A 25,551-nucleotide genomic window follows, 5' to 3' on the forward strand; every position below is an offset into this window, starting at 1 on the left:
CATGTATTAACTATTGATCAATTATTTGTATGAAAAGATCAGCGGTTTTGAAAAGTGGTACGCAACAGGAAACTTGAGGGAACAAGTCCCGTATGCTCCACTAAGTAAGTTATATCGGGATAGAATGAAGTGAAAAACAGGGTCTTTTCAGTGTATGAGAAGGCCTGTTTTTGTTATTGAGCTATTGTGATATCAGAGAAATGAGGACTGCTACAATTATTTGAAGGTTTACGATGGATACTGGGTTTGTGAGTGATAAATTAACAGTATATTTTGATGATCCTTTCTGGGTAGGAGTTTTTGAACACGTTGACAATGGGAAATTATCTGTGGCAAAAGTGATTTTTGGTGCAGAACCCAAGGATTACGAAGTTCAGGAGTTTGTTATCAGAAACTATTGTCGGTTGAAATTTAGCCCTGCTGTAGATACAGTGGTAAAGGAAAGCAAAAGAAATCCGAAGAGATTACAACGTGATGCCAAGAAAACGGTTCTGGGAAAAGGTATCGGAACAAAATCTCAGCAGGCATTAAAGCTGCAGCAAGAGCAGAACAAGCTTGAACGCAAGGTCAAAAGCCGGGAGCAGAAAGAGGAAGAAGAGTTAAGACTATTTAAACTAAAACAGCAGAAAAGGAAAGAAAAGCATAAAGGTAAATAGATGACATTTTGAAGGAGGATCGTATGCAAAGAATTATTGTTTATTTTTCATTGGAAGGTAACACAGAGTACATAGCAGATGAAATGGCAAAGGGGCTTTCAGCAGATAAATTAAGGCTAATTCCCAAGAAAGCATACGCTACAGGCGGCTTTTCAAAATTTTTCTGGGGCGGAAAGAGTGCGGTTATGGCAGAGAAGCCTGAGCTTGAGCCTTACGATGTGGACTTGTCTGCTTATGATGAGATTATTTTTGGATTTCCTGTATGGGCAAGTACCTTCACACCACCGCTAAGGACATTTATTTTGGAGAACAAAGAGGGATTAAAAGGTAAAACTATAGCCGCATTTGCCTGTCAGAGCGGTGCCGGGGCTGAGAAAGCTTTTTCTAAGCTAAAGGATTGTATCGGAATTGACAGTTTTGCTGCCACAGCAATTTTCATAGATCCGAAGGATAAGCCTTCAGAAGAAAATGAACATAAACTAAACGAGTTTTGCAAAATGCTATAATGATTAGTAGTGTAAAACAGACCTATATCCGTGCAAAGGTAGGTCTGTTTTTGATTTTAAGATAATATAGAATTAAGAAAAAAGTAGGAGGGCAGAGGATTGACTGATACAGCAAGATTAGTTTTGGCAATTATAGGAATAGTCGGCGGTGTCCTGTGTGCGACAGCTGATCTGTTTTTGGATTTAAAGGGACCGGATAACAGGAAGCTTGGAAAAATGGGAGTGATCGACAGCGCATGGGAGAGAATGGCGCACTTTAGGTTTGTGCTTTCCGGGATATTGGTGATGTTTGCCGTCCCCATGTATTCATGCGGATTTATATCCCTGATGCAGCTGGATGGAAATTATGCAATAAGCGCCATGATTCTTAGAATTATATTTTTATGCGGGGCCATGGGCGGCTTTATGATACACATTTTCCTGTGTCTGCAGCCGACCATATATCAGATCATCATGAAAAAGAATGATCAGGAGCTGGCTGAGGAAGTGATAAATAGCATATTCAGACAGATATATGTTCCGTTTTTTACGCTATATGCCATGTTGGTCATCATACCGTCTATTGCAGTTATGGCTTTCATAATAAAAGGCGTATTGCCGCTGCCTTTGTGGTGCGTGCTGCTGAATCCGGTGGTTTTCCAGATTATCGGCTTTATTCTAAGGGCAACGAAATTAAAGATATTCATAGATGCGCCAAGCTGCTGCGCAGCAAGCCTGGGACTTGCTGCCTATGGAGTACTTGCGCTGATTAGTTTGTAAATATCGGAGGGAAGGAATGAATAAAAGGAAAAAGATTTCATGGCCATTTATCATATTGATGGCCTTTATAGTGGCGGTAATAGTTGCCGGAGCTACATTCTCATATTTTGGAGGCTTTGGAACAGGTGAAAGCGCAGATATAGAAGAGTATGCAAAATATGCCGGATCTGTCGCGGATATTACAATCCCGGAGAATACCAAGATTGTAGCTCTGGGTGAAGCAACTCATGGTAACGTAGAGTTTCAGGAGCTCAAACTTGACGTATTTAAGGTACTGGTTGAAAACTACGGAGTGCGAGCCTTTACGCTTGAGGGCGATTGTGGCGGATGTGAGGCAGTCAACAGATATATAAATGGCGGAGAAGGAACGGCGGAAGAAGCTGCAGCCGCAATTGGATTCGCTATCTACAGAACAGAGCAGATGGCGGAGCTCATTACATGGATGCGTGAGTACAATGATTCTGCTTCTGAGCGTGATAAGCTTAGATTCTATGGCTTTGACATGCAGAGAACTGCTTACAATCATAAGTATCTTGCGGAAGGCGCAAAAGAGCTTGGGGTTGATGTAACTGAACTGGAGAAGACCTGGGACGATGAGGCAGAGGACATTGATTCTGAGTATGATCGTGAAAAAAGAGCTGCGATCTATGAGGATCTGAAGAAAGAACTCGCTAAAGTAAATTCAACAAAGGCAGAGTATATTGCACATTTTGCAGATATACTGCTTCAGAATATTGAGCTGTTTACAGCTTATGAAACAGGAGCTTCGAGCTCTGCCAAAATTCGAGATGGATACATGGCAGATAATATCAATTGGATCCTTAAGCAGGAAGAGAAGCTTGGAAACAACATGATATTTGTGTCTGCACATATTGGTCATGTGGAGCGCCATGGAACTTACGGACCTGATGAAAAGGTAACAGGTAATCTTTTGGCTGATGCTCTTGGAGATCAATACTTTGTAATCGGTACTGATTTTTACAAGACGAAATGCAATCTTCGCAAAGGGGAAGGTCCAAAGAGAGTGAATAAGACTTTTTTCTCATACGACCCGCTGGCAAAAGCTTCGTATAAGTGTGGTTTCGATGAGAGCTATCTCGATTTTTCCAAGATACCGGATGACTTGCCACTTAAGAATAATGTCAACGAGTATACATGGATGGGATCACTTGGAGAAGCATATTCACCGCTTATGGCTGTTATTCCCATGACATATAGGATATGGCGATCACCGTCTGAACTTTACGATGCTATGATATATGTATCAAACGCGCAGCCTATACAGGTAAAATGATCCCCAGGGCCAAAATAAAAAGGCGGCAGAAATAGCGCTGGCTTAAGAGAGAAGATTGCCTTTTATCTGACGATGATTGGATCGGCATTGGCCGGAAGTATGGTGGCTGAGGTTAATCATATTACCGGTGCAACCAAGTTTGTGATGTTTGGTTCATGCGGAAGTTTAGATGCCAAGCAGACTAATCTTCGGATTTGAGTTATATGATTTCCTGGCTGCAGGAGATGTTCTGGTTGAAGGCGACTACACAATAGATGAGCTTTCAGATGCAAACCATAATCTTGACAAGTTGCTGGTGGCGCTACAGATAATAGAGAGAATTTAAGTGCATTTGGCATCTGAAATCAGGGGTGTAGATTTGGTAAGGTCATGAGAATCGTAAAAACAGCTGAGGAAAGAAAAAACAAATATGTAATATAGAGTCAGGTAGCACGCGGGACTTACAGGCAAAAGGTAAGTCCCGATTATTTGGCAATAAGACCGACAATATGTCGGTAAGGAGGTAACGCGTGGAAAAGCAAGTAAAAAGATATGTTATCTTAAGCTATCTTGTATTCTGGTTTATGGTGCTGGGATTGTGCGACTTTGATAACGGTGCTCATATTGTCTCAGTTACAGGGTAAAGCATTCGGTGAATACTGGAGTCTTGGAGCATATCCATTCTGGGCATCATTTCTTTTTTCAATAACAACAGGCCCTACAGGAGAGGAATCCGGATGGAGAGGGTATCTTCGACCGCACCTTAATGAAAAGTACAGTTTTTTCAAAGCATCTGTGATCCAGGGTGTTATATGGGCATTCTGGCATACAGTACTTTGGTTTGTGGATTCTGATTACATGGGAATTCAGATGATTCCCTATGTTTTGTCCAATGTCATCGTAATGACAGGACTTTGCTTTATCATGAACTATTTCATGAAAAAGAATGACAACCTCATCTATGGCATAGTGATCCATTTCTGCTTTAATTTCCTGTACTGTTTCTTACAGGTGGATATATGGTTCTATGTCATTTTGTCGGCTGTATACATTGTGATAATTGCACTGATTTAATGAATTCTATTTTGGGCGAAGTATGCCTTTTTTCACATAAAATCAGCGTTTTTATAAGGGTTTACCAAAACTGAAAGGAGCAATCAATTTATATGTCAGTTACAAAAAGTGAATTGATAAAAGAACTAACAGCTCTGGGCGTAGAGGCCGGAATGATCCTGGAGGTACACAGCTCTCTTAGCAGCTTCGGCAATCTTGAAGGCGGGGCAATGACTCTCATCGATGCCCTAAAGGACCTTGTGACAGAAGAGGGAAGTATTTTCATGCCGGCTCTCAGGCTCAGTAAGGAACTTGAGCTTACAGAAGAAGATAAGAAAATGGGCATCACCGTCAAGATAAAGGTTCTGGACAGGGATGAAAAGAAAACCGCCATGGGAGCTATAGCGGATACCTTCCGTATGCTTCCCGATACTGTCTGTGGGGAAGATGTTATAAGCACTGCCGGATGGGGAAAGCATGCAGAGGAGGCAGTAAAGGGCGGCCTTGATTATGCGATTCACAACGGCGGTAAAGCCCTGATGTTTGGTGTTGATATTTACAAGCTCACGGCCATGCATTACATGGAAGGCGCAACTCCGGAGGACATAAACAAAATGTTTGAGCCAACAGAGGAGATTAATAAAAAGTATCCACCGGAAGAATGGTTCATGGAGGCCGGACATCCGCCCGTAAAAGCCTGGTACAAGATACAGGACATGGCATATAATAAAAATCTGATAAAAGAAGCCTATATTGGGGATTGCAAGGTGATGTTCTTTGATATATTGTCAGTGGTTTCGTTATATGAAAAAGAACTGAAGCGGGATCCTTATGGGCTGTGGGGGATTACGAAGTAAAATGAAAAACAAGCAGAAAGATGCAGGAGGAGTGCGACGATGAAAGTATTTTTGCTTGAAGACGATAATGCCATAAGCATGGGGCTTAAGTATTCTCTTGAAAAAGAAGGGTACGAAGTCACACTTACGGAAAATGCTGCCAGTGCCAGAAATGCCTGGAAAACCGGCACTTATGACATCTGTATCCTGGACATCAACCTTCCGGATGGCAACGGTTATGACGTGTGTAAGTTCTTTAAGGAAAAAGAGGATGTTCCTGTGATTTTCCTCACAGCCAGTGACGCGGAGGTGAATGTGGTCATGGGACTTGAGATGGGAGCAGACGATTATATCTGTAAGCCCTTCAGAATCAATGAGCTTATGGCCAGAATAAAGACAGTGCTCAGGCGTTCCGGGAAAAGAACAGGCGGCGCAGGTTCAGGTGATGCATCCGTAGAAAAACTTGGAAATATCACTATTTACACAGGTGAAGCAAGGGTTACAAAGAAAGATGAAGACACCGGGGAGGAGACAACTGTTGAACTCACAGCTCTTGAATATAGACTTCTTCTTACTTTTTGCAATAACAAAGGCGTGGTTCTTTCAAGAAATCAGCTGCTCCAGGACTTGTGGGACGTAGCCGGTGATTTTGTAAATGACAATACACTTACGGTTTATATAAAAAGACTTCGCGATAAGATTGAAAAGGATCCGGCAGATCCGCAGATTATCAGAACTGTCAGAGGAATGGGGTATATTAGCTGAGAGAACTACCTTGTGAAGAACTTCCATGTGAGGAATTGTATGAGAAACCAAGACTTTAGAAGAATCATGATTATTGGATCCGCTGTAACCATTTTTATGGCTTTTGGCGGATTCATTTTTGCAGGAATAACAGCAGGGATATTGCCCCTTATTACCGGGGCCATGCTCCTTGCTGTCTTTTTTTACTACACGAAAAAGAGGTATAGCAGGATTGAAGAACTAAACGACTATCTGGTAAAGGTTTTATCAGGAACGGATACACCTGACATCCTGAATCAGGAGGAGGGCGAGCTTTCCATCCTTGTAAACAATATATATAAAGCCTCATCTACGCTGAAGGCTCAAAATGAGATACTTAGCGACGATAAAAAGCAGCTTGCGTCCGCAATAGCTGATATAAGCCATCAACTGAAGACGCCGCTTACCTCAATGATGGTCATGAATGACCTTCTGGCTGTGGAAGATGATCCGGAAAAGCGCCGGGAATTCCTGCAAACCCAGTCCGCGCAGCTTTCAAGAATGAACTGGCTGATACAGACTCTTTTGAAGCTGTCAAAGCTTGATGCAGGAACCATAGAGCTTAAGCGGGAACAGCTTTCGGTAAAGGAATTGCTGGCAGAAGTCATAAAGCCCTTTGAAATTCAGTTTGAGCTTCGCGGAATCTCATATAAACAGGCTGTCACCGACATGTCTTTTCCCTGTGATAAAAACTGGACGGTGGAAGCACTGCAGAACATCGTAAAGAACTGCATTGAGCACATGGATGCCGGGGGAGAGCTTGAAATCACTACCCTTGATACAACTCTCTTTAGGCAGATAACGATAAAGGATACCGGATGCGGAATTGCGGCTGAGGATATTCCTCATATATTTGAACGGTTTTATAAGGGGAAAAATGCAGGAAAAGACAGTGTTGGAATCGGCCTGGCACTGACTAAGGCTATCATAGAAGATCAGCACGGCGAGATTTCAGTAACCAGCAAAGAGGGCGTCGGATCTACCTTTGTCATTAAGCTTTATAAGACCATCGTGTAGGCGATAAGACGATTGTATAAGAGACAAGACTCGGAAATGTGACAAAAGTGTAATAAAACAGTCACTTGATTGTAATCTCAATATTATAACCTATCATCAGAAACAAATTTTAACGAACAATGTAAATGATGAGAAGGGAGAATACGTATGAAGATATTGGAAATAAAAAACCTGTGTAAGGTCTATGGAAGCGGAGAGACAAAAGTAGATGCTCTTAAGAACGTTTCCTTTGATGTGGAGCAGGGAGAATTTGTTGCTATAGTCGGACCATCAGGTTCGGGAAAATCTACTCTGATGCATATTCTGGGCGGCGTTGATACACCGACCTCAGGAGAAGTAAATATCTCAGGTACGGATATCAGTAAGCTGGATGAAACAAAGCTTGCTATTTTCAGAAGAAGACAGATCGGACTTATATATCAGTTTTACAATCTGATTCCGATCCTCAACGTGGAGGAAAACATGACTCTGCCGATCCTTCTGGATGGAAAGAAGCCGGATAAGAAGCTTTTAAATGATCTTGTTCAAAAGCTTGGATTATCAGAGAGAGTGGGACATCTTCCAAATCAGTTGTCCGGCGGACAGCAGCAGAGAGTTTCAATCGGAAGAGCGCTGATGAATCATCCTGCACTTCTTTTGGCTGATGAGCCCACAGGTAACCTTGATTCCGAGAATAGCAGAGAAATCATAGCTCTTCTTAGGAAATTCAATAAGGAAAACAGACAGACGGTTATCATCATCACTCATGATGAGAGAATTGCGCTTTCAGCGGACAGAGTAATAACAATTGAAGATGGTCAGATAACCCATGACTCCAAGAGGGAGGAGGCGAATGCGTAATGAATATCATATCAAAACTCACCATAAGACACCTTCTGGAAAATAAGAAGAGAACTATTGTTACAATCCTTGGAATTGTCGCATCTACAGCACTTATCACAGCCATACTGGTTGGTGTTTTCTCATTCTTCAGTTTTTTCGGAACCATCAACAGGCTTACGGATGGTGATGTTCACGCTGTCTACGATAAGCTGACATGGGAAGATGTAAAGGCTCTTGAAAATGATTCCAGAATAAAATATGCCGGAGTTGTCTGTACAGATCCTACCATCGCAGGTGTCAGGATGCTCACAGATAAAGAGATGCGTTTCAGGGTTGGCAATATTTATAATGGCGGCGGGGATATATACAAGCAGCTTGTGGTTTCTGAGTATGAGGGCAAGCTCCCCGAAACATCTGATGAAGTTGCCGTCGAAGAGGCATTTCTTAAGGATAATGACCTTGATCTTCATGTTGGGGACACCATTACTTTTGAGCTTGGAAACAGATATGAAATAGAACCTGATGGAACAAAGATTTATTATGGTGGATCATACAGGTCTGAAGAGCAGTTCGAAGTTCTTTCTACAGAGAGCGCTACTATTACGGCAATCCTTCATGGCAACAGACCCACAAAGGACTTTGATATCCTCAGGGGTATGGATTTTGGCACGGCCGTAGGGCTTGATGATAATGGAGATTTATACCTTGACTGTCGCATAGCTTTAAAAAAGGCTGACAGTACTTCAGCAGTTCAGATACAGAAGATTGCCGAGGATTACGGTCTTCATATCGGGGATATGAACACTGAATTTTTGATAAGTGTTTTTGCTACCAAGGGAATGGGCGGAACCTACATTCAGTTTTTTACATTGATGGGAATTGCTCTTTTGATAGTGATCACTACTTCGGTGGTCCTGATCTACAACGCTTTTGGAATGTCACTTACTGAGAAAGTGAGATACCTTGGCATGCTGGCCAGCGTTGGTGCTACAAGGGCACAAAAAAGATCATCAATATATTTTGAAGGTCTGGTGCTGGGCCTTATCGGAATCCCTCTGGGTATTCTGGCAGGATGCGCAGGTGCTGCAGTAACCCTGGATTTCCTTGGGAGGAAAATTCTTGAGTCAGATATGATCGCCGGAGCTGAGGGTATGCGAGGAGCTATTCCTATCATAGTTAACCCTTATGTTATTCTGGCGATTGTGATTGTTTCTGCTGTGACAGTGTTTATATCCGCTCTTGTTCCGGCGATCAAGGCATCTAAGATAATGCCTCTCGATGCGCTTCGCCAGACAAATGTGGTTAAGATGAAGGCAAGAAAGCTTAAGGTTAATCCTTTTATAAGAAAAATCTTTGGTTATGAAGGTGAACTTGCTTATAAAAACATAAAGAGAAACGGATTTAAGGGAACAGTAATTGTCTTTTCCATGGCGATATCGATCATAATGTTCCTGACAATAGACTTTTTTAATAATACATTTTTGAAGCTGAACCAGTATGAGATTGATCTTCCGTTCAACATATATGTTTCCTGCGGGTTGGATGAAAAAGACAGGTTAAAAGAGGAACTGGAGGCTCTTCCGGAGGTTGAAAGAGTTGTATCTGCAGACTATGTCACCTATCTTTTTAGGGATCATGACAATAAGTCTGATTTTGTTCCGGCAAACAATAGCTTTTTGAATAAGGATTATCTAACAAACGATTATAAGCCGCTGTTTGACAGCCTTGACGGAGTTATGGTGATTCTTGTGGATGATGGAGATTTCGATAAACTCCTTAATGAAAACGGGATAAATCCTACAGATTATCATGGAAAAGAGCTTAAGGGAGTAATTCTGGACAGCTACCTTCATACTGAGAATGGTAAGCCTGTGTTTAACGAAAGTATAATAGGCCAAAAGATCTTTTTTGATGATCCCGAGAATAATCCTCCGGTTGTAGAAGTGAGCGGAATCGTTAAGTACAAAGAGGATAGCTATGTTTGCAATTTGGTTCCCAAGAACACAGTGGATGTTTACGTTCCCGTGTCCATGTATTATGAAAAAGCGCAGGAGCACTTGGACAGAACAGCTCTTAGCTATACATACGGTGTGTTCCCCACAGGTAGTGAAGAGGGACTTGTATCAAAGATCAGTGACATCACAACTTATGGCGGCTACACAAACTGCGTGGTTCAGGATCTGTCACAGGCAATAAATGCCATGGATACAGTATCGCTTATGCTTAACACTGCAATGTATGGTTTCACTATTCTTTTGACACTTATCGCAATAGCAAATATTGTAAACACCATATCTACAGCGGTACATCTGAGAAGGCAGGAATTTGCCATGTTCAGATCAGTAGGAATGGAAGAAAAAGGCATAAAGAAGATGCTTATTCTTGAGACTATTCTCTACGGACTGAGAGCTCTGGTTATTGGAATACCGGTATCAATCCTTCTTAGTTTCCTGATGTTTAACACGATTGAGAGCAAGGTATTCGCCTTCGAGCTGAATTACCCTATGTATCTGATGATGGTTGTTGCAGTATTTATCATCATTGGATTCAGTATGTTGCTTAGTGCATCAAGGATCAAGAACGACAGTATTATTGAGGCACTTAAGTGTGACACCATGTAAATGAACCCCGTCCCCTTGGACCATCAAAAAGGCTTTCTTTGAGAAAGAGCAGAACCTGAGGAAAAATCAGTGAAATTTAGGTCGTTATCGGTGTAGATGACGACCTCTTTTTTTTCATGTGATAAGTTTGAAAACAAAGGAGGTGTGAAAATGAAAAGGTTAAAAGATATGATGATGAGTAAAGAAAAGAATGGGTATTGTAGGAGAAAATGATAGAAATGAATGCAGTATTAAGTAGAGGGAAAAAATTATTTGGTCCCGGAAAATTTTATATAAATGCACTGTCGATAGCAGTACCGATAATGCTTCAGCAGCTCATACAGAGCATGGTTTCGCTGGTTGACAACTTCATGGTGTCAGGACTTGGAGACATCGCTATGTCTGGCGTAAATGTGGCCGGACAGGTCATGTTCATTTTCATGGTTTATGTCAATACGATCTGCACAGCAGGCGGAATTTTCATGACTCAGTACTATGGCGCAAAGGATAAGAGGGGTATGGGGCAGGCCTTCAGATTTAAGCTGATCATGGGGCTTGCTGCCGCGATTCCTTACTATCTGGTCTGCAGGGTATACCCGAGACAGATCTTGTCGCTTATGGTAATCGGTAACACTCAGGCGGATGCAATTCTTGATGCAGCTGTTAGCTACATAGGAATTTGCTTTTTTATAGGTATTCAGATGACTATATCCGTTGTCATAGCAAGCTCTCTTCGTGATCTTGGAAAGGTAAATATTCCGCTTGTGATCACGGTTATAGCAACCCTTATCAATACATGCCTTAACTGGGTGCTCATCTATGGCCACTTTGGACTTCCGGCTCTTGGAGTAAACGGAGCCGCTTATGCCACAGTAATTGCCAGAAGCTTTGAGTTTATAGCTTTCATTGCGGTATATGCGAAGCTTAAACCGGACTTCATGGTGAGATTTACAGATTTCATCAGGATAGACGTAAGGCTCTTTGGAAGCATGGCAAAGAAAGGCGCACTGGTTCTTTTCTGCGAGATGGTGTGGGTGCTTTCTGAGACAGTGACAACAGCTATCTACAACGGAAGAGGCGGCGCAGATGTTGTATCCGGCATGGCGTCCGGCTTCGCAATAGCAAATCTCTTCTTTGTTGCTTTCAGCGGCATTTATTCGGCAACAGGAGTTATTATCGGAAAAACTCTCGGCACAGGAAATCTCGAAGAAGCACGCGTCCAGAAAAAATGGCTCCTATCGGGAGCTGCCGTTCTTGGTTTTATCATGACTTTTGTGGGCTTTGGAACTACACTTATCGTGCCTGTTGTATTTGGCAGGCTGAGTGACAGCGCAGTAGGCATCTGCAGGAGCATGGTAATTCTTCTGGCCTTCTTCATGCCCGCATGGGTTCTTATGAATGCCCAGCAGGCTATAGCAAGAGCCGGAGGTGATACGGAGATGGGAATGTATACGGATGCATTTATAACGATTCTCGTTATGCTGCCGATGCTGTTCATTCTTGCAAGATACACGAATGTTGGACCTGTGACGATGTACCTTGCAGTAAAACTTCTGGATCTGGTGAAGGTAGTTATATTCCACTTCTGGCTACGTAAGGAGCGATGGCTTAAAAATCTGACAGTCCCTCAGGCTGCATGAAAAAGTGTGCCACCGGGGACGGTTCTTTTTGGCATGCATGCTCAGTCCGTCTGCATGTTGAAGTCAAAGCGCTATTATGGGAAAATATGAAATATACGGAAAGAGAGCGCCAAACAGGAGGTTTTAATCAGCATTACTATGAGTATGAAACAGTTTAGCGGTAGCTCCGATGGAAGTAAAAATCTGTTGGAGATAATGAGAGAGAAAGGATGGCGTATCCATGCGGACTGCGGAGGCCGTGGCACCTGCGGGAAATGCAGGGTACGATTTATTTCTGATGCTCCTGAGCCGCTGGATATAGAAAAGGAACGCTTATCGGCAAAAGCCTTGAGAGAGGGTGTTCGCCTTGCATGTCAGACAAGAGTATGCGGAGATTTTACAGTTGAGATAGATGATACCGATGATGCCATGGAGATAGCATCAATTGAAATAGCATCAATAGAAGAAAGTGACATTTCAGAAATGCCGCAGAATCCTGTGGTTGCCATGGATATCGGTACCACCACCTTAGCGGCAGCGCTCCTTGATCCCGACCGGAAGAAGATCATCAAAGCGGTAACAGGGGTCAACCATCAGCGCAGCTTCGGAGCAGATGTAATATCCCGAATTCAGGCAGCCAATCAGGGAAAAGGAGACGAGCTTAAGGAACTGATTCGCAGTGATATCAAAGAGCTGGTTTCCTCATTTGGTGTGGATGAAAGCATACCGGAGATCATCTCCGCAAACACCACAATGCAGCACTTATGGCAGGGACTTTCCTGTGAAACTCTGGGCGTAGCTCCATATACCCCGGTGGATATAAGCTGTCGCACAGTAGACGGCTGCACCCTGCTTCCCGGCATCAGCACCTACGTGGGAGCGGATATCGTCAGCGGTATTGTGGCTGTGGGAATGGATCAGTCGGAAAAGCCCTGTGTTTTGATCGATTTAGGCACCAACGGTGAGATGGCGATAGGAAACAAAGACAGGATTATGGTAGCAAGCACTGCCGCAGGCCCTGCCTTTGAGGGCGGAAATATTTCCTGTGGAACAGCCGGAATTCCCGGAGCTGTCAGCAGTATTACCATCGACGAAGGCACCGTAAAATACGAAACAATCGGAGACCAGGCGCCGGTAGGCCTTTGCGGCACCGGGGTCATAGAGATTGTCTATGAGCTTCTTAAGGAGGGGCTTATTGATGATACGGGTTTCCTTGATGAAGATATAGATGAAAACGGTTTTAGAATCGCGGAGCAGGTCCTTTTCACGCAGAAGGATATAAGAGAGGTTCAGCTCGCCAAGGCAGCGATCAGAGCCGGTTTTGAGACCATTTTACAGGCATACGGTATAGATTACGACCAGATTGGAACCGTCTATTTGGCAGGGGGCTTTGGCCTAAAGATTAATTTGGAAAAAGCCTGCGGAATCGGCCTCCTTCCGGAGGAACTCTTGGAACGAACCTATGCTGTTGGAAATACATCTCTCAAGGGTGCCGTTCAGTTTGCCTTTGATCAAGGAGGAATACGAGACAGATTCATAAAGGTTGCCTCATCCTCCGAAGAGGTCAGTCTCGCAGATAGCAGTGTCTTTCAGGAGGAATACATGGATAGGATGTATTTTTGAGTCTAAACGTGGGTAGTGGTTCATTTGCTCTTTTTTTTACGAATAAACTAGCCTTATGCATTTTACCGGAGAAAAATGCATCTTACCGCAAATAGCATTGTTCGATTATAAGCCATGTTATATATTTCCTTTAGTCACAAACGAAAGGGGATATTATCATGGCTATTGTTTTATTTATAATTCTGATGATTACAGAGATTGGTTTTGTGGTTTTTGAGCTCTGTCAGGACAGGGTAAAGAGGGAATGGTCCGTAAACAGGACTGTTGCAAATCTGGCGCAGCTTTTTATATATCTCGTGATGATCATTTTACCTGGAATTGATTTTTCATTCAGATTCAAGGGACTGTTTTTTATTCTTGTTATCAGAAGCTTAGTTGCCGGAGTTCTGGCACTTATAAACAGAAAAAACGATAAGATAAAGAAGAAAGTTCCGATTGTTTTCAGTGCGGTGCTTAGCGGAATAATTATCATGGCAAGCATGGTTCCGGCCTTTGTTTTTTCAGATTATCAGGGAAGACCTTTGACAGGAAATTATGAAGTCGAAGAGCAGGAGGCAATCTTAATCGACTCTTCCAGAAAAGAAGAATTTGAGACAGACGGTTCTTTCCGTGAGGTTCCTGTGCACTTTTATTATCCTGAAAATTATGCTGCAGATGCAGGTAAGAATGATATGAAAAAGCTTCCGCTGGTAATCTTTTCTCATGGAGCATTTGGTTACTATCAGAGCAATACTTCAACTTACAGAGAACTTGCAAGTAATGGTTACTTTGTAGTTAGTCTTGATCATCCGTACCACTCTTTTTACACAAAGGATTCCGAGGGAAAGCTCATTACAGTCGATCCTACATTTATCCAGACTGCAATGGATGTTGGAAATAACCCTGATGCCCAGTATTCAGAAGAGGAAATCTATGAAATAACTTCTGAGTGGATGCAGCTTCGTATGGATGATATGAACTTCGTTGTGGACACTATGAAAGACGCTGCCATGGGCAACTATGGTGACAGCTGGTATTTTGGAAAGGCTTCGGAAGAAGAGATCAGGGAAATGATATCATATATCGACACCACGAAAATCGGCCTCATGGGTCACTCTCTTGGAGGAGCAACGGCTGTTACTGTCGGAAGAAGAGATGATATCGGAGCAGTTGTGGATTTGGACGGAACAATGCTTGGAGAAGAGACCGGCATAGAAAACGGAGCGCCGGTTATAAATGACGAGCCATATACCACACCTCTTTTATGCCTCACCAATGAGCCCCATCATATGGAGGCTGCTGAGGCCGGAAAAGTGTCCTACTCTTATGCCAACAATGTTATACTTAATAATGCAGTTGAAGGCTTTGAGACTTATGTTGCAGGCTCGGAACATATGGATTTCACGGACTTACCTCTTTTTTCTCCGTTCCTTGCCGGAATGCTTGGAAAAGGCTCTGTGGATTCCGAATATTGCATAGATACCACCAATAAGCTGGTACTTGAGTTTTTTAACTGCTATCTGAAGGGGGAGGGCACATTTTCTTTGCAGGGAAGCTACTGATATGGAAATCCGAATTCTAAAGATAGACGAGACTAAAAACGAATACATAGAGATAGGCTGCCACAAGACAGATACCAGGGTACAGGACATTGTACGCTTTATAAAGAACAGGCAGGGGAGCATAGAAGCTGTTAGGGAAGAGCAACACTATCAACTGCCTATTACTGATATTTATTATATTGAAGCGGTTGATGACAAGACTTTCATTTACCTTAAAGGCGACTGTTTTGAGACCAGAAAACGTCTGTATGAGTTTGAGGAGCTTCTCTCAGGCAGGGAGTTTGGGCGTATTTCAAAATCGGTTCTTGTCAATCTTATGAAAATATCATCAATAAAGCCTGCTTTAAACGGACGTTTCATGTGCATTCTCAAAAATGGAGAGAAGGTTATAATTTCCAGAAAATACGTATCAGATATAAAAGAAATGCTTAAAGGTGAAAAAGTATGAAAGAACGAATAACTGACACCATGAGGAATTTTTTCATAGTAGTTACGCTTATTAACGCGGCTATGCTGGTGCTTGGTGCAATACTAAGACCGGACCAGCAGTTTGGCTATGAGGCTTTTGCATATCCCATTATTTATGGTTTTATCACCAGTATTCCGGGGCTGTTTATGGGTACATCAAAAGAAATGTCTGTAGCTCAGGCAGTTATCCGTGAAATCATTCAGCTGATGCTGATAATTGTAGCCCTTCTGGTAATAATGTTTGGCGGAAATATCGCGAACAAAGACAATATAATACCGGCGATATCCGTCACGGTCAGTGTTATCATTGTGTTTGTTCTGGTCAACCTGATAAGTTGGGGATTGGACAAAAGAACTGCGGAGAAGATGACAGCTGATCTCGAGGCGTATCAGAGGAAAAACATGAATTTCTAAGAAAACATCAAAATATGCACTAATCCATGTCGGATTATGAGAAGGAATCGGACACTGCGCCCTTGGATATGCGGCAGAACCTGCCAAGGATGCCGCTCCGAGAAAGGCTAATTACGTTTATTACGCTGAATAATGGACCACTAACCATTGATGAAAGGCAGGTATAAATGATACTTAATACAGGACAAAGAACAGATATACCTGCTTTTTATCCTAAGTGGCTTGCAAATAGAATAAAAGAGGGCTTTGTATGCGTGCGAAATCCATACAACCCGATTCAGGTCAGCAGATACGTGATTAATCCTGAAGTTGTGGATGCAATTGGCTTTTGTACCAAGAATCCGGAGCCATTTTTTCCGTACCTTGATCTTGTAAAAGACTATGGGCAGTTTTGGTATGTTACGATGACTCCTTACGGGAAGGATATAGAACCTATGGTTCCTGATAAGGAGCGTGTGATTGAAGCTTTTAAGTTTTTGTCAGGAAAGGTTGGGACTAAGGCTATAGGCTGGCGGTACGACCCGATATTTGTAAGCGACAAGTACACGATAGATTTTCATTTAAGGGCCTTTGAAAAGATGGCTTCATCCCTTGAAGGCTATACAGAAGTTGTAGTTATAAGCTTTATTGATTTGTATGAGAAAGTAAAAAGAAATTTTCCGGAAGTAAGAACTGTATCTGAGAAAGACAAGCTATTCCTCGGAAAGGAAATCATAAGAATTGCCGGAGATCATGGCATGCTTGTGAAACCCTGCGCCGAAGGTGATTTTCTTGAAAAATATGGTGCGGATTGCAGAGGATGTATGACAATCGCTGATTATGAGCGCGCCATCGGGAATAAACTGAATGCGCCTAAGATAAAAGGCGCCAGGAGTGAGTGCGCGTGTTATTTATCCTGTGATATTGGGGCCTATGATACCTGCGGACATCTGTGCAGATATTGTTATGCCAACAATGATGCTTCACTTGTAAAAACCAACATGAAGAATCATGACCCCGAATCACCTTTTTTGATTGGAAATTACCGACCCGATGACAAAATCAATGATGTATCACAGAAGTCCTGGATTAATGGGCAGATGTCTATCTTTGATTATTGCTAAGTGACCCCGTTCCCCCGGTTCATGTTATAGTAGGAGATAAGTATTTTGTTGGAATGGAGAATTGGGGAATTGACGTATAGATTAATTGCACTTTTTTGGCTTGCAGTATTTTACGGAATTTATTTTGCAAAAATGCTTATACAGAAAAGGAAGGGAATAGTCACCAATCAGATTGCTAAGAGCAAGGTTCACGATAAAAGCTATTACATCGAGATGGTGATGAAATATGCGACGATAGCGGTGCCGGTTGCTGAGATTATATCCATTGTACTTGGCACATCGGGGCTGACTATCATCTGGAGGGTTATAGGTATTCATCTGGCTTTTCTTGGGGATTTGGTGTTCCTGATGGCAGTTGTGACAATGAAGGACAGCTGGCGAGCAGGAGTTGCCAGAGAAGAAAAGCGCGGTCTTATAAAAAGCGGCATATATAAATATTCGAGAAATCCCGCGTTTCTTGGCTTTGATATGGTATACATCGGAGTCATGCTCATGTTCTTTAACCCGGTACTGCTTGTAATAACCGCATGGGCCATGGTTATGCTCCATCTTCAGATTCTGCAGGAAGAGGAATATCTTGAAGGTGAATTTGGCGAAGAGTACAGGGAATACAAGGCTCAGACCTCAAGATATGCAGGCTACGGCAAGCCTACACCCGCTAAAATACTTATGTACATTTATTTTGTGTTGGGAGTATGGTCCGTTATGTACTTTTTCACATGCCTTGCCTATGGCGGAGGGCTAAAGCTTTCATGGGTGTGGCTGTGGATCCTTATTGCCGTATTTTCCTTTATCAGAGTTTTTATGCTGAAAAGAAAAATAGACGGAACAGAGCGCATCCGCTTTCCGGAGCCACTTATTTGGATATACAGGGGTGTTTTTGTGGCAGTGTTAGGCGTTTTCATAATTATGGAAGCAAGGATCATCGGAGCCATGACAGCAACGCCTGAAAAGAACCTTGATTACATAATTGTCCTTGGTGCCGGTCTTCGCGGAACGGAGCCGTCCAATCCATACAGAGTGAGAATACAAAAGGCCGCCGAGTATCTGAAGGATAACGAAGTAACTTTGGCTGTCGCCTCAGGTGGTCAGGGAAAGCACGAGTCCATAAGCGAAGCTGAATGCGCCAGAAGGAAACTGACAGAAAGCTATGGGATTGCCGATTACAGGATAATTATGGAGGAAAAGTCCACGGACACTGAGGAAAACCTTAAGTACAGTCTTGAAATAATAGGAGATCTATCAAAACGAGTGGGAATTGTAACAAACGGTTTTCACGAGCTTCGCGCTCTTTCTATAGCAAAAAATATCGGGTACGAGAATGTATCATCAGTTCCTGCGGTCACTCTGATGCCGGTGGGAATACATTATACGGTCCGCGAGTTTTTCGGAATGGTGGAGTTTTATCTGAAGCAGTATCTATGAGCGGCTCACCGTAAAATAGCAGGAGATTATCATATAGTTATTGGGGAATTGGGGAAGTTTTGTTGAAATAAGGGGAAACCAAAAATGAGTTATATAGAAGTTAACAACCTAAAGAAGGACTTTGTTGTTAAAAAGAAACGTGAAAAAGGAAGGCTTTTAAGGGAGAAGGATACAGTTAATGCCCTTAAGGGCATTTCTTTTTCTGTTGATAAGGGAGAACTTGTAGGCTACATAGGTCCTAACGGAGCGGGAAAATCAACTACAGTTAAAATTCTGTCGGGAATTCTTACTCCGGATGGAGGAAACGCAACGGTCGGCGGACTTGTGCCCTGGCAGGAGCGAAAGGCCCATGTAAAAAACATAGGTGTAGTGTTTGGACAGCGAAGCCAGCTGTGGTGGGATGTTCCGATCATAGACAGCTATTCACTTCTAAAGGATATTTACAGAATTCCTCAGGGAGATTATGAAGCAAGACTGAAGGAGCTCTCGGAGGCCCTTCAGCTTGAGGAATTTATGAAAACTCCCTTAAGACTTCTGAGTCTTGGACAGAGAATGAGAGCTGAGCTGTGTGGATCTCTTCTTCACAGGCCCGAGCTCCTTTTTCTTGATGAGCCTACTATAGGTCTCGATGCGGTAAGTAAGCTTTCGCTTCGCGAGTTTTTAAAGTGGGAAAATAGAGAATATGGCACCACAATCATGCTCACAACCCATGATATGGAGGATATCGCGGCACTGTGCTCAAGAGTAATGGTAATCGGCCATGGACAGAAGCTTTTCGATGGAAAACTGAATGACCTTCTCGAGCGCTTCGACACTGTCCGTAATGTCCGCGTGAAATATGATGTTGCTATTCCCGAGTTAGCGCTTCCTGAGGGCGTAGTGTGCAGTAAAACAGAGGATGGAATTGAGCTTAGCTATATGCCTTCAAAGCTCCCTACTGCGAAGCTTCTTTCAATTTTGCAGGATGCGGGAAATATCAGCGAGCTTACCTTACAGCCTGAAAACACCGATCATCTGATTGCTGCGATGTATAAGGAGCTTGACCTATGAGAGCTTATTTATCTGTTTTTAAAATGCGCCTTCGCATGGAGCTTCAGTATCGCGGCGCAATGATAGGCGGAATCCTGTGTCAGATGTTTTTCGGACTTATTCTGGTTGCGCTTTACAGGGCCCTTTATGCAGGAAAACCGCAGTCTGTTCCCATTGAAAGCGTCGCTACCTATGTGTGGCTTCAGCAGGCCTTTTTCCGTATGATGATGGCAACTGATACAGAGCTGGTGGATAAGATCAGATCGGGAGACATTTCCTATGATCTTTGCCGCCCTGTAAATATGTATGGATTTTACTATGTAAGGGTCATGGCCCAGAAGCTTATGGGCAGCGTTATGCGTGCGGTTCCGATGTTGATAATGGCATTTCTTCTGCCAAAGGGATGGGGCGCTACACCACCGGCCTCGTTTTGGGGGCTTTTAACAGCTATTCCGGCTCTTATTCTGGGACTTTTTTGCATGTGTGCCCTTGAAAACATAACAGTGGCATTTACCATGAGAACCCTGGATTCCAAAGGAATGCAGGGACTTCTGAACCTTTTGATGATGACGTTATCAGGTAATCTTTTGCCGCTTAATCTTTTTCCTGAAAGCTGGCAAAGAGTCATAACTCTTTTTCCCTACGCACAGCTACTTGATGCGCCGATCAGACTGTATACAGGCGAGTATTCACCTGCAAGCGCGTTTAGAGTATACGGATTGCAGGCATTTTGGGCAGTTGTCCTTATAGCTCTTGGCGTAGCTATGTGGAATGCGAACAGAAAACGTATGATAGTACAGGGTGGTTAAAGGAAATTCTAATGGACATATTTAAACTATATACAAAATCAATAGGAATGCTTTTAAAAAGTCATCTGCAATATACCAGCTCCTTCATTATGCAGACTCTGGCCCAGCTTGTAATGGAGGGCGGAGAGATGATGGTGGTCATCCTTATTGTGGACAGGTTTGAGAGCCTTAAAGGATGGAGCGGTGGCAATCTGTATTTCTTTTTTGGGATGATGTCGGTATCGTTTTATTTAACGGAGCTTTTTGGAAGAGGAATTACGGGAGATTTCCCCATGATGGTAAGGACAGGGCGCCTTGATACCTTTCTTGTAAGGCCAAGGGGAGTGCTTACGCAGGTTCTGTGCGGAGGAACGGATCCAAGGCGAATAACATGCATTGCGGTCGGAGTAGCGGCGCTTATCATGGGAAGCCGCCTTTCGGGAATATCCTGGAGTCTGCTGAAGGTGTTTGTGCTTGTTGAATCCATAGCCATGAGCATGCTTCTTATATTGGGATTATTTATGATTGAGGCAATCTTCAGTATTTTCAGTGTAAAATCCGTGGAGCTTGTAAATGCAATTACTTACGGCGGCCGAAGCGCCTGCCAGTATCCGATAGATATTTTCCCGCTTCCGCTGAGGGCTCTTTTTACGGTAATAGCGCCCTTTGCACTTACTCTTCACGTGCCCGCATCATGGATTTTGGATAAGCCGTTATACGGATGGCCCATGTGGACAGCGTTTGTTACGCCTCTTTCCGGTGCTGTGGTGTTCATAATTATGACGGCTCTGTTCCATCTTGCCATGAGACATTACAGATCAACAGGAAGTTAAGACGCATGCCACCGGGGACGGTTCTCTTTGGCACGATAAGCTATCGTGCCAAAGAGAACCGTCCCCGGTGGCATGTTTTGTTTATTAATCCTCAAGATATTTGTAAACGATAGCTGCGAGAGCTGCTCCTACAAGAGGGCCAACGATAAATACCCAGAGAGCAGCAATAGGTGCTGTGTTGCCGGCAAGAGCAGCTGCAACAGCAGGGCCAAAGCTTCTTGCAGGGTTTACAGATGTGCCTGTAAGGCCGATGCCAAGGATATGCACAAGAGTAAGGGTGAAACCGATAACCAGACCGCCAAAGGAGCCATGGTTAGCCTTTTTGGAGGTAACACCAAGGATTGTAAGAACAAAGATGAAGGTCAGAACGATTTCAACCAGAAGACCTGCAATAGGACTGCCGTTTACACCGGCAAGACCGTTTGAACCATAGCCGCCTGTCTGATCAGTTACTCCACCTGCACCAAAGATTATAGCCAGTATTCCGGAGCCCAGAAGAGCGCCTACACACTGAGAAATAACGTAACCAAGGAAATCACCGGAATCAATGCCGCCTGTCATGAAAACGCCAAGAGATACTGCGGGATTGATGTGACAGCCTGAGATATTACCAACGCAGTAAGCCATTCCAACAATAGTGAGACCGAAAGCCAGAGCAGTCAGCAGATAGCCACTGCCATTTGCCGCATCGCAGCCCACCAACATAGCTGTACCACAGCCAAGAACAACGAGCACACAAGTTCCAATACATTCTGCAACATACTTCTTCATACCACAACCTCCTTAAAATGATTAATCATCGCATCCCCAAATAGCGATGAAAAATATACGTTCCACCATTATTTTACCCCTAAGAATTTTACTATGGAAGCCCCTTTTAAATATTGGTAAAATTTATTATTATCAACTAAAACTACTCATACCGGAAAGAAAAAGAACACGTTTTAGTTATCAAGTTAAGGAAGAGAAAATAATGAAAAATATCATTGAAATAGAAGATGATTTTGATCTGGAAAAAATAGCTGAAAGCGGTCAATGCTTTAGATGGCAGCTGCTGGAAACAGATCAGGCAGGGAGGAAAAAATACCGTATTCCTTATCGTAACAGATGCCTTATCATCAGTGAGGCGGGCGGTAAAAGTTATGAGATCGACTGCACGGAGGAAGAATTCAGGGAAATATGGTGGGATTATTTTGATCTCTCTACGAACTACGAGAAGGTCAGAAAGAGAATCCGCAAGAAGGACGATCCTTTCCTCTATGAAGCGGCAAAGAGCTGTATGGGTATCAGAATATTAAAGCAGGATCCATGGGAGACACTTATCAGCTTTATTATATCCCAGAACAGAAACATACCGGCCATAAAGCGCTCAATAGAGATACTTTGCAGCATAACAGGCGATATGAAAAAGGATTCCGAGGGCCGTGAGTACTATGCTTTTCCTGAAGCTGATGCGATTATGGAAATGAGCAGTGAGGAGCTTGCGGAGTGTAAGCTGGGATACAGAGATGAGTACGTGAGGCTTGCTGCTGAGAATATTAAGAGCGGAGTGCTTAACCTTGCGGAATTATCTGAAATGAAGGCAGAGGATGCTATAGAAGGACTTATGGAACAGAAGGGTATAGGACTTAAGGTTGCATCCTGTGTGGCACTTTTTGGACTTCATCAGCTGGATGCTTTTCCTGTTGACGTATGGATAAAGAAGGTTCTCGCCAATGAGTACCCGAATGGCTATCCAAAGGAGAAATACGCGCCTTATAACGGCATTTATCAGCAATATATGTTTGCATATTACAGAGCTAAATAGACAGGAGGGAATATGAAAAAACTAGAGTTGGATAAAGAATGGATGTTTCGAAGAGGATATTTGGACAGCATTACTATGCTTGAAAATACGCCGGGAACGCTTGTTAATCTGCCTCACGATGGAATGATCGGAACTCCCGTGTCTGCTGATGCTCCTGCAGGTGTGGACATGGGATATTTTACAGGCGGAATTTCGTGTTACACGAAATATGTTTATTTTCCAAAGGAGTGGGAGAGCGAATGCGTGGGTCTGTTATTTGACGGAGCTATGATGAATGCTACCGTTGAGATTAACGGCAGTAAAGCAGCTCTTTGGCACAACGGTTATGCGCCTTTTTACTGCGATCTGACGGATTATGTGACCTTTGGCGAAGAAAACAGGATCACTGTGCACGTAAATACGAGCATGCAGCCAAACTCCAGATGGTACACAGGATCAGGACTTTACAGAGGCGTAAAGCTCCTTCATGGTCCACGAGTTCATATTGTTCCTGATGGAATTTATGCTTATACAAAAGAAGTTTCTGACGGCTATGCATTCCTTGAAGCCCTTGTGGAGGTAAAAAATGCCGGACTTGGAAACAGGCTTGCAGAGATAACGGTAACGCTTATTGACGACGCAACAGGCGAGACTGTAACAGAAACAAAGCGTGTTATACAGGTATGCTCCGGCGTTTCTGAGACTGCAAGAATGGCGTTTAATGTAGAAAATCCCATACTTTGGGATGCAGAACACCCAAATCTGTATCGCATAAAGGCTACGGTTAAGGATATTGGTGCCTACAGGACGCATTTTGTAGGAGAGGATAATGGGACAACAGATGAGGCGGAGGTACTTTTCGGAATACGCACGGTTACTGCAGATTCTGTCCGGGGGCTTCTTATCAACGGCAAAAGTGTAAAGCTTAAGGGTGGATGTCTCCATCATGATAACGGATTGCTTGGCACGGTGACGCTTTCAAAGATTGAGGAGAGAAAGATACGAAAGCTTAAGGAGGTTGGCTTTAATGCCATTCGCACCTCTCATAATCCGCCTTCAGCAGCCCTTATTGAGGCCTGCGACAGAATAGGTATGTATGTCTTTGATGAGGCTTTTGATGCATGGTCCATGGGAAAACGCGGCGGAGACTATAACCAGTTTTTTGAGGCTGACTGGGAAAGAGATCTCACAGCTTTTGTAAAAAGAGACAGAACTCACCCTTCAGTCATTATGTGGTCCACAGGTAACGAGATTCCTGAGCGCGGAGGTCTTGGCGGCGGCTATACCAGAGCTACAAGAATAGCAGAAACAATCAGGTCTCTTGATGGTACAAGGCCTGTGAGCAACGGAATCTGCTCATTTTGGAGCGGCCTTGATGACGAATTGGCAAAGGGACAAAACCAGGCACAGAATGCCAGCGATGGTCTTAATACGAACCTATGGGAAAAGGCCACAGAGCCCTTTACAAACGGCATGGACATTGTTGGCTATAACTATATGGAAGACCTTTACGAGCGGGATCATGAGATGTTTCCTGAAAGGGTTATTCTGGGTTCAGAAAACTTCCCTAAGGAAATTGGCTTCAGATGGCCTCTTGTTGAAAAGCTCCCTTACGTAATTGGTGATTTTACATGGACCGCATGGGATTATCTGGGTGAAGCAGGTATCGGAAAGGCTGTATATTTTGATAAGGACGATCCAAATGCTCCAAAGCATCCATGGGATATTATGCCCCAGGGCACTTCTCCCTATCCCTGGAGAACAGCCAATGACGCAGATTTTGATATCACTGGCTTAATGATGCCGCAGGGTGCATACAGAAGCATAGTATGGGGAAGCAGCAAGACTCATCTGTATTCAATGCATCCTGATACTTTCGGGAAAAATGAACTTGTCAGTATGTGGGGATTCCCCGGAGTGGTTTCATGCTGGAATTATAAGGGCTATGAGGGAAAACCTGTAGAGCTGGTGGTGTTTTCAGGGGCTGAGGAAGTAGAAGTTTTGGTGAATGGCACAAGTCTCGGCAGAAAAAAGGTTCTGACAGAGAGACCTTTACCGAACAGTGTCCGCTTTGAGACTGTTTATCAGCCGGGATGCGTAGTTGCCATAAGCTATAGAGATGGAAAAGAGATTAGCAGAGATACGCTGGAAACTACCGGAGAGCCCGCAGAAATCAGGCTGATTCCTGAGTGTTCTGAAGCTCGTGCAGATGGTCATGACCTCATTTTTGTTGCTGTAGAGATTGTGGATAAGGATGGATGCGTTGTTCCTGATGCAGAGGTGTCTCTTAAGGCAGAGGTCAGTGGTCCATGCATTCTTGCAGGATTTGGATCTGCCAATCCTGTCACGGAGGAAGATTATACGGATTCCCTGGCTGTGACCTACAGAGGCAGGGCTATGGCTATTTTGCGTTCCGGATATGATGCAGGAAGCTGCAGCCTGACAGTTGAAGCAGAAGGATTAGGAAAAGCCGAGAGTGAGCTTAATATGGCGTAAAAACCGCAAGAATTGGTAGATTAACCACAAGATTGCTTTAGAGAACAAAACCTCTTATGTGTTAAATTTTATATATAGCACATGAGGGGTTTTACTAATTGAAAAGGGTATTTGGAGGGAA

The 25,551-nt window shown here is 43.4% G+C and carries 25 protein-coding genes and 1 pseudogene; 25 read left to right on the top strand and 1 reads right to left on the bottom strand.

From position 1 onward, the window contains the following. Positions 1 to 233: 233 nt before the first annotated feature. The 23 genes and pseudogenes from G608_RS0118645 (at position 234) to G608_RS0118750 (ending at position 21,148) form a co-directional block, all read left to right on the top strand. The gene (locus G608_RS0118645) at positions 234 to 656 is read left to right on the top strand and encodes a YjdF family protein (protein ID WP_026497251.1); all 423 of its coding nucleotides are present in this window, start codon (positions 234 to 236) and stop codon (positions 654 to 656) included. 23 nt (positions 657 to 679) lie between these two features. Continuing rightward, positions 680 to 1,162, top strand: a complete 483-nt coding sequence (locus G608_RS0118650; protein WP_026497252.1) for a flavodoxin family protein — start codon at positions 680 to 682, stop codon at positions 1,160 to 1,162. 99 nt (positions 1,163 to 1,261) lie between these two features. Continuing rightward, positions 1,262 to 1,921, top strand: a complete 660-nt coding sequence (locus tag G608_RS0118655; RefSeq protein WP_026497253.1) for a DUF6796 family protein — start codon at positions 1,262 to 1,264, stop codon at positions 1,919 to 1,921. Between the two features lie 16 nt (positions 1,922 to 1,937). Next, complete coding sequence (locus tag G608_RS21920; RefSeq protein ID WP_051209548.1) at positions 1,938 to 3,215, top strand: erythromycin esterase family protein; 1,278 nt, start codon at positions 1,938 to 1,940, stop codon at positions 3,213 to 3,215. 72 nt (positions 3,216 to 3,287) lie between these two features. Continuing rightward, positions 3,288 to 3,413: a hypothetical protein gene (locus G608_RS24205; RefSeq protein WP_255345378.1), complete on the top strand. Its 126-nt coding sequence runs from the start codon at positions 3,288 to 3,290 to the stop codon at positions 3,411 to 3,413. Beyond that, complete coding sequence (locus G608_RS23465) at positions 3,385 to 3,540, top strand: hypothetical protein (RefSeq protein ID WP_155833332.1); 156 nt, start codon at positions 3,385 to 3,387, stop codon at positions 3,538 to 3,540. The genes G608_RS24205 and G608_RS23465 overlap by 29 nt, the downstream gene beginning before the upstream one ends. Positions 3,541 to 3,818: 278 nt before the next feature. Next, entirely contained in the window at positions 3,819 to 4,268 is a 450-nt protein-coding gene (locus G608_RS21925; protein ID WP_051209549.1) for a CPBP family intramembrane glutamic endopeptidase, read from the top strand. 92 nt (positions 4,269 to 4,360) lie between these two features. Then, entirely contained in the window at positions 4,361 to 5,104 is a 744-nt protein-coding gene (locus G608_RS0118675; RefSeq protein ID WP_026497254.1) for an AAC(3) family N-acetyltransferase, read from the top strand. Between the two features lie 39 nt (positions 5,105 to 5,143). After that, entirely contained in the window at positions 5,144 to 5,848 is a 705-nt protein-coding gene (locus G608_RS0118680; protein WP_026497255.1) for a response regulator transcription factor, read from the top strand. A 39-nt stretch (positions 5,849 to 5,887) separates the two neighbouring features. Next, on the top strand, positions 5,888 to 6,883 hold the full coding sequence (locus G608_RS0118685; protein WP_026497256.1) for a sensor histidine kinase: 996 nt from the start codon (positions 5,888 to 5,890) through the stop codon (positions 6,881 to 6,883). Between the two features lie 147 nt (positions 6,884 to 7,030). Then, complete coding sequence (locus G608_RS0118690; protein ID WP_026497257.1) at positions 7,031 to 7,723, top strand: ABC transporter ATP-binding protein; 693 nt, start codon at positions 7,031 to 7,033, stop codon at positions 7,721 to 7,723. After that, entirely contained in the window at positions 7,723 to 10,326 is a 2,604-nt protein-coding gene (locus tag G608_RS0118695) for an ABC transporter permease (RefSeq protein WP_026497258.1), read from the top strand. Before G608_RS0118690 ends, G608_RS0118695 begins: the two co-directional genes overlap by 1 nt. Positions 10,327 to 10,544: 218 nt before the next feature. Further along, positions 10,545 to 11,945 carry an MATE family efflux transporter gene (locus tag G608_RS0118700; RefSeq protein ID WP_026497259.1) on the top strand — a complete coding sequence of 467 codons (1,401 nt, stop codon included), beginning with the start codon at positions 10,545 to 10,547 and terminating at the stop codon, positions 11,943 to 11,945. Between the two features lie 144 nt (positions 11,946 to 12,089). Further along, the gene (locus G608_RS0118710; RefSeq protein ID WP_026497260.1) at positions 12,090 to 13,547 is read left to right on the top strand and encodes an ASKHA domain-containing protein; all 1,458 of its coding nucleotides are present in this window, start codon (positions 12,090 to 12,092) and stop codon (positions 13,545 to 13,547) included. Positions 13,548 to 13,705: 158 nt separating this feature from the next. Next, complete coding sequence (locus G608_RS0118715; RefSeq protein ID WP_026497261.1) at positions 13,706 to 15,088, top strand: alpha/beta hydrolase family protein; 1,383 nt, start codon at positions 13,706 to 13,708, stop codon at positions 15,086 to 15,088. A gap of 1 nt (position 15,089) precedes the next feature. Beyond that, entirely contained in the window at positions 15,090 to 15,536 is a 447-nt protein-coding gene (locus G608_RS0118720) for a LytTR family DNA-binding domain-containing protein (protein WP_026497262.1), read from the top strand. Then, on the top strand, positions 15,533 to 15,970 hold the full coding sequence (locus G608_RS0118725) for a hypothetical protein (RefSeq protein WP_026497263.1): 438 nt from the start codon (positions 15,533 to 15,535) through the stop codon (positions 15,968 to 15,970). The genes G608_RS0118720 and G608_RS0118725 overlap by 4 nt, the downstream gene beginning before the upstream one ends. 40 nt (positions 15,971 to 16,010) lie before the next feature. Then, positions 16,011 to 16,103 (top strand): annotated as a pseudogene (locus tag G608_RS24520) (diguanylate cyclase); the annotation flags it as partial. Positions 16,104 to 16,137: 34 nt separating this feature from the next. Then, positions 16,138 to 17,073 carry a DUF1848 domain-containing protein gene (locus G608_RS0118730; protein WP_026497264.1) on the top strand — a complete coding sequence of 312 codons (936 nt, stop codon included), beginning with the start codon at positions 16,138 to 16,140 and terminating at the stop codon, positions 17,071 to 17,073. Positions 17,074 to 17,205: 132 nt separating this feature from the next. Further along, the gene (locus G608_RS23730; protein ID WP_242829435.1) at positions 17,206 to 18,498 is read left to right on the top strand and encodes an ElyC/SanA/YdcF family protein; all 1,293 of its coding nucleotides are present in this window, start codon (positions 17,206 to 17,208) and stop codon (positions 18,496 to 18,498) included. A gap of 84 nt (positions 18,499 to 18,582) precedes the next feature. After that, a complete protein-coding gene (locus tag G608_RS0118740) occupies positions 18,583 to 19,548 on the top strand; it encodes an ABC transporter ATP-binding protein (RefSeq protein ID WP_026497265.1) in 966 nt (321 codons plus the stop codon). Then, the gene (locus G608_RS0118745; RefSeq protein ID WP_026497266.1) at positions 19,545 to 20,336 is read left to right on the top strand and encodes an ABC transporter permease; all 792 of its coding nucleotides are present in this window, start codon (positions 19,545 to 19,547) and stop codon (positions 20,334 to 20,336) included. The genes G608_RS0118740 and G608_RS0118745 overlap by 4 nt, the downstream gene beginning before the upstream one ends. Positions 20,337 to 20,347: 11 nt before the next feature. After that, a complete protein-coding gene (locus G608_RS0118750; RefSeq protein WP_026497267.1) occupies positions 20,348 to 21,148 on the top strand; it encodes an ABC transporter permease in 801 nt (266 codons plus the stop codon). A gap of 84 nt (positions 21,149 to 21,232) precedes the next feature. Here the strand turns inward: G608_RS0118750 and G608_RS0118755 are convergent, their stop codons facing one another. Further along, the gene (locus tag G608_RS0118755; protein WP_026497268.1) at positions 21,233 to 21,919 is read right to left on the bottom strand and encodes an MIP/aquaporin family protein; all 687 of its coding nucleotides are present in this window, start codon (positions 21,917 to 21,919) and stop codon (positions 21,233 to 21,235) included. A gap of 202 nt (positions 21,920 to 22,121) precedes the next feature. On the opposite strand from G608_RS0118755, the gene G608_RS0118760 reads away from it, so the two are divergent. Beyond that, the gene (locus G608_RS0118760; protein WP_035796279.1) at positions 22,122 to 22,955 is read left to right on the top strand and encodes a DNA-3-methyladenine glycosylase family protein; all 834 of its coding nucleotides are present in this window, start codon (positions 22,122 to 22,124) and stop codon (positions 22,953 to 22,955) included. A gap of 12 nt (positions 22,956 to 22,967) precedes the next feature. Then, positions 22,968 to 25,430, top strand: a complete 2,463-nt coding sequence (locus G608_RS0118765; protein ID WP_026497270.1) for a glycoside hydrolase family 2 TIM barrel-domain containing protein — start codon at positions 22,968 to 22,970, stop codon at positions 25,428 to 25,430. Positions 25,431 to 25,551: the final 121 nt, after the last annotated feature.

The sequence above is a fragment of the Butyrivibrio sp. WCD3002 genome, from assembly GCF_000424265.1.
In the GTDB taxonomy this organism is placed as follows: domain Bacteria; phylum Bacillota; class Clostridia; order Lachnospirales; family Lachnospiraceae; genus Butyrivibrio.

Bases quoted from the DNA above. Each gene is read 5' to 3' on its own strand.
- G608_RS0118645 (WP_026497251.1), top strand. From the start codon at position 234: ATGGATACTGGGTTTGTGAGTGATAAATTAACAGTATATTTTGATGAT.
- G608_RS0118650 (WP_026497252.1), top strand. From the start codon at position 680: ATGCAAAGAATTATTGTTTATTTTTCATTGGAAGGTAACACAGAGTAC.
- G608_RS21920 (WP_051209548.1), top strand. From the start codon at position 1,938: ATGAATAAAAGGAAAAAGATTTCATGGCCATTTATCATATTGATGGCC.
- G608_RS24205 (WP_255345378.1), top strand. From the start codon at position 3,288: ATGATTGGATCGGCATTGGCCGGAAGTATGGTGGCTGAGGTTAATCAT.
- G608_RS23465 (WP_155833332.1), top strand. From the start codon at position 3,385: ATGCCAAGCAGACTAATCTTCGGATTTGAGTTATATGATTTCCTGGCT.
- G608_RS0118675 (WP_026497254.1), top strand. From the start codon at position 4,361: ATGTCAGTTACAAAAAGTGAATTGATAAAAGAACTAACAGCTCTGGGC.
- G608_RS0118680 (WP_026497255.1), top strand. From the start codon at position 5,144: ATGAAAGTATTTTTGCTTGAAGACGATAATGCCATAAGCATGGGGCTT.
- G608_RS0118685 (WP_026497256.1), top strand. From the start codon at position 5,888: ATGAGAAACCAAGACTTTAGAAGAATCATGATTATTGGATCCGCTGTA.
- G608_RS0118690 (WP_026497257.1), top strand. From the start codon at position 7,031: ATGAAGATATTGGAAATAAAAAACCTGTGTAAGGTCTATGGAAGCGGA.
- G608_RS0118695 (WP_026497258.1), top strand. From the start codon at position 7,723: ATGAATATCATATCAAAACTCACCATAAGACACCTTCTGGAAAATAAG.
- G608_RS0118700 (WP_026497259.1), top strand. From the start codon at position 10,545: ATGAATGCAGTATTAAGTAGAGGGAAAAAATTATTTGGTCCCGGAAAA.
- G608_RS0118710 (WP_026497260.1), top strand. From the start codon at position 12,090: ATGAAACAGTTTAGCGGTAGCTCCGATGGAAGTAAAAATCTGTTGGAG.
- G608_RS0118715 (WP_026497261.1), top strand. From the start codon at position 13,706: ATGGCTATTGTTTTATTTATAATTCTGATGATTACAGAGATTGGTTTT.
- G608_RS0118720 (WP_026497262.1), top strand. From the start codon at position 15,090: ATGGAAATCCGAATTCTAAAGATAGACGAGACTAAAAACGAATACATA.
- G608_RS0118725 (WP_026497263.1), top strand. From the start codon at position 15,533: ATGAAAGAACGAATAACTGACACCATGAGGAATTTTTTCATAGTAGTT.
- G608_RS0118730 (WP_026497264.1), top strand. From the start codon at position 16,138: ATGATACTTAATACAGGACAAAGAACAGATATACCTGCTTTTTATCCT.
- G608_RS23730 (WP_242829435.1), top strand. From the start codon at position 17,206: ATGCTTATACAGAAAAGGAAGGGAATAGTCACCAATCAGATTGCTAAG.
- G608_RS0118740 (WP_026497265.1), top strand. From the start codon at position 18,583: ATGAGTTATATAGAAGTTAACAACCTAAAGAAGGACTTTGTTGTTAAA.
- G608_RS0118745 (WP_026497266.1), top strand. From the start codon at position 19,545: ATGAGAGCTTATTTATCTGTTTTTAAAATGCGCCTTCGCATGGAGCTT.
- G608_RS0118750 (WP_026497267.1), top strand. From the start codon at position 20,348: ATGGACATATTTAAACTATATACAAAATCAATAGGAATGCTTTTAAAA.
- G608_RS0118755 (WP_026497268.1), bottom strand. From the start codon at position 21,919: ATGAAGAAGTATGTTGCAGAATGTATTGGAACTTGTGTGCTCGTTGTT.
- G608_RS0118760 (WP_035796279.1), top strand. From the start codon at position 22,122: ATGAAAAATATCATTGAAATAGAAGATGATTTTGATCTGGAAAAAATA.
- G608_RS0118765 (WP_026497270.1), top strand. From the start codon at position 22,968: ATGAAAAAACTAGAGTTGGATAAAGAATGGATGTTTCGAAGAGGATAT.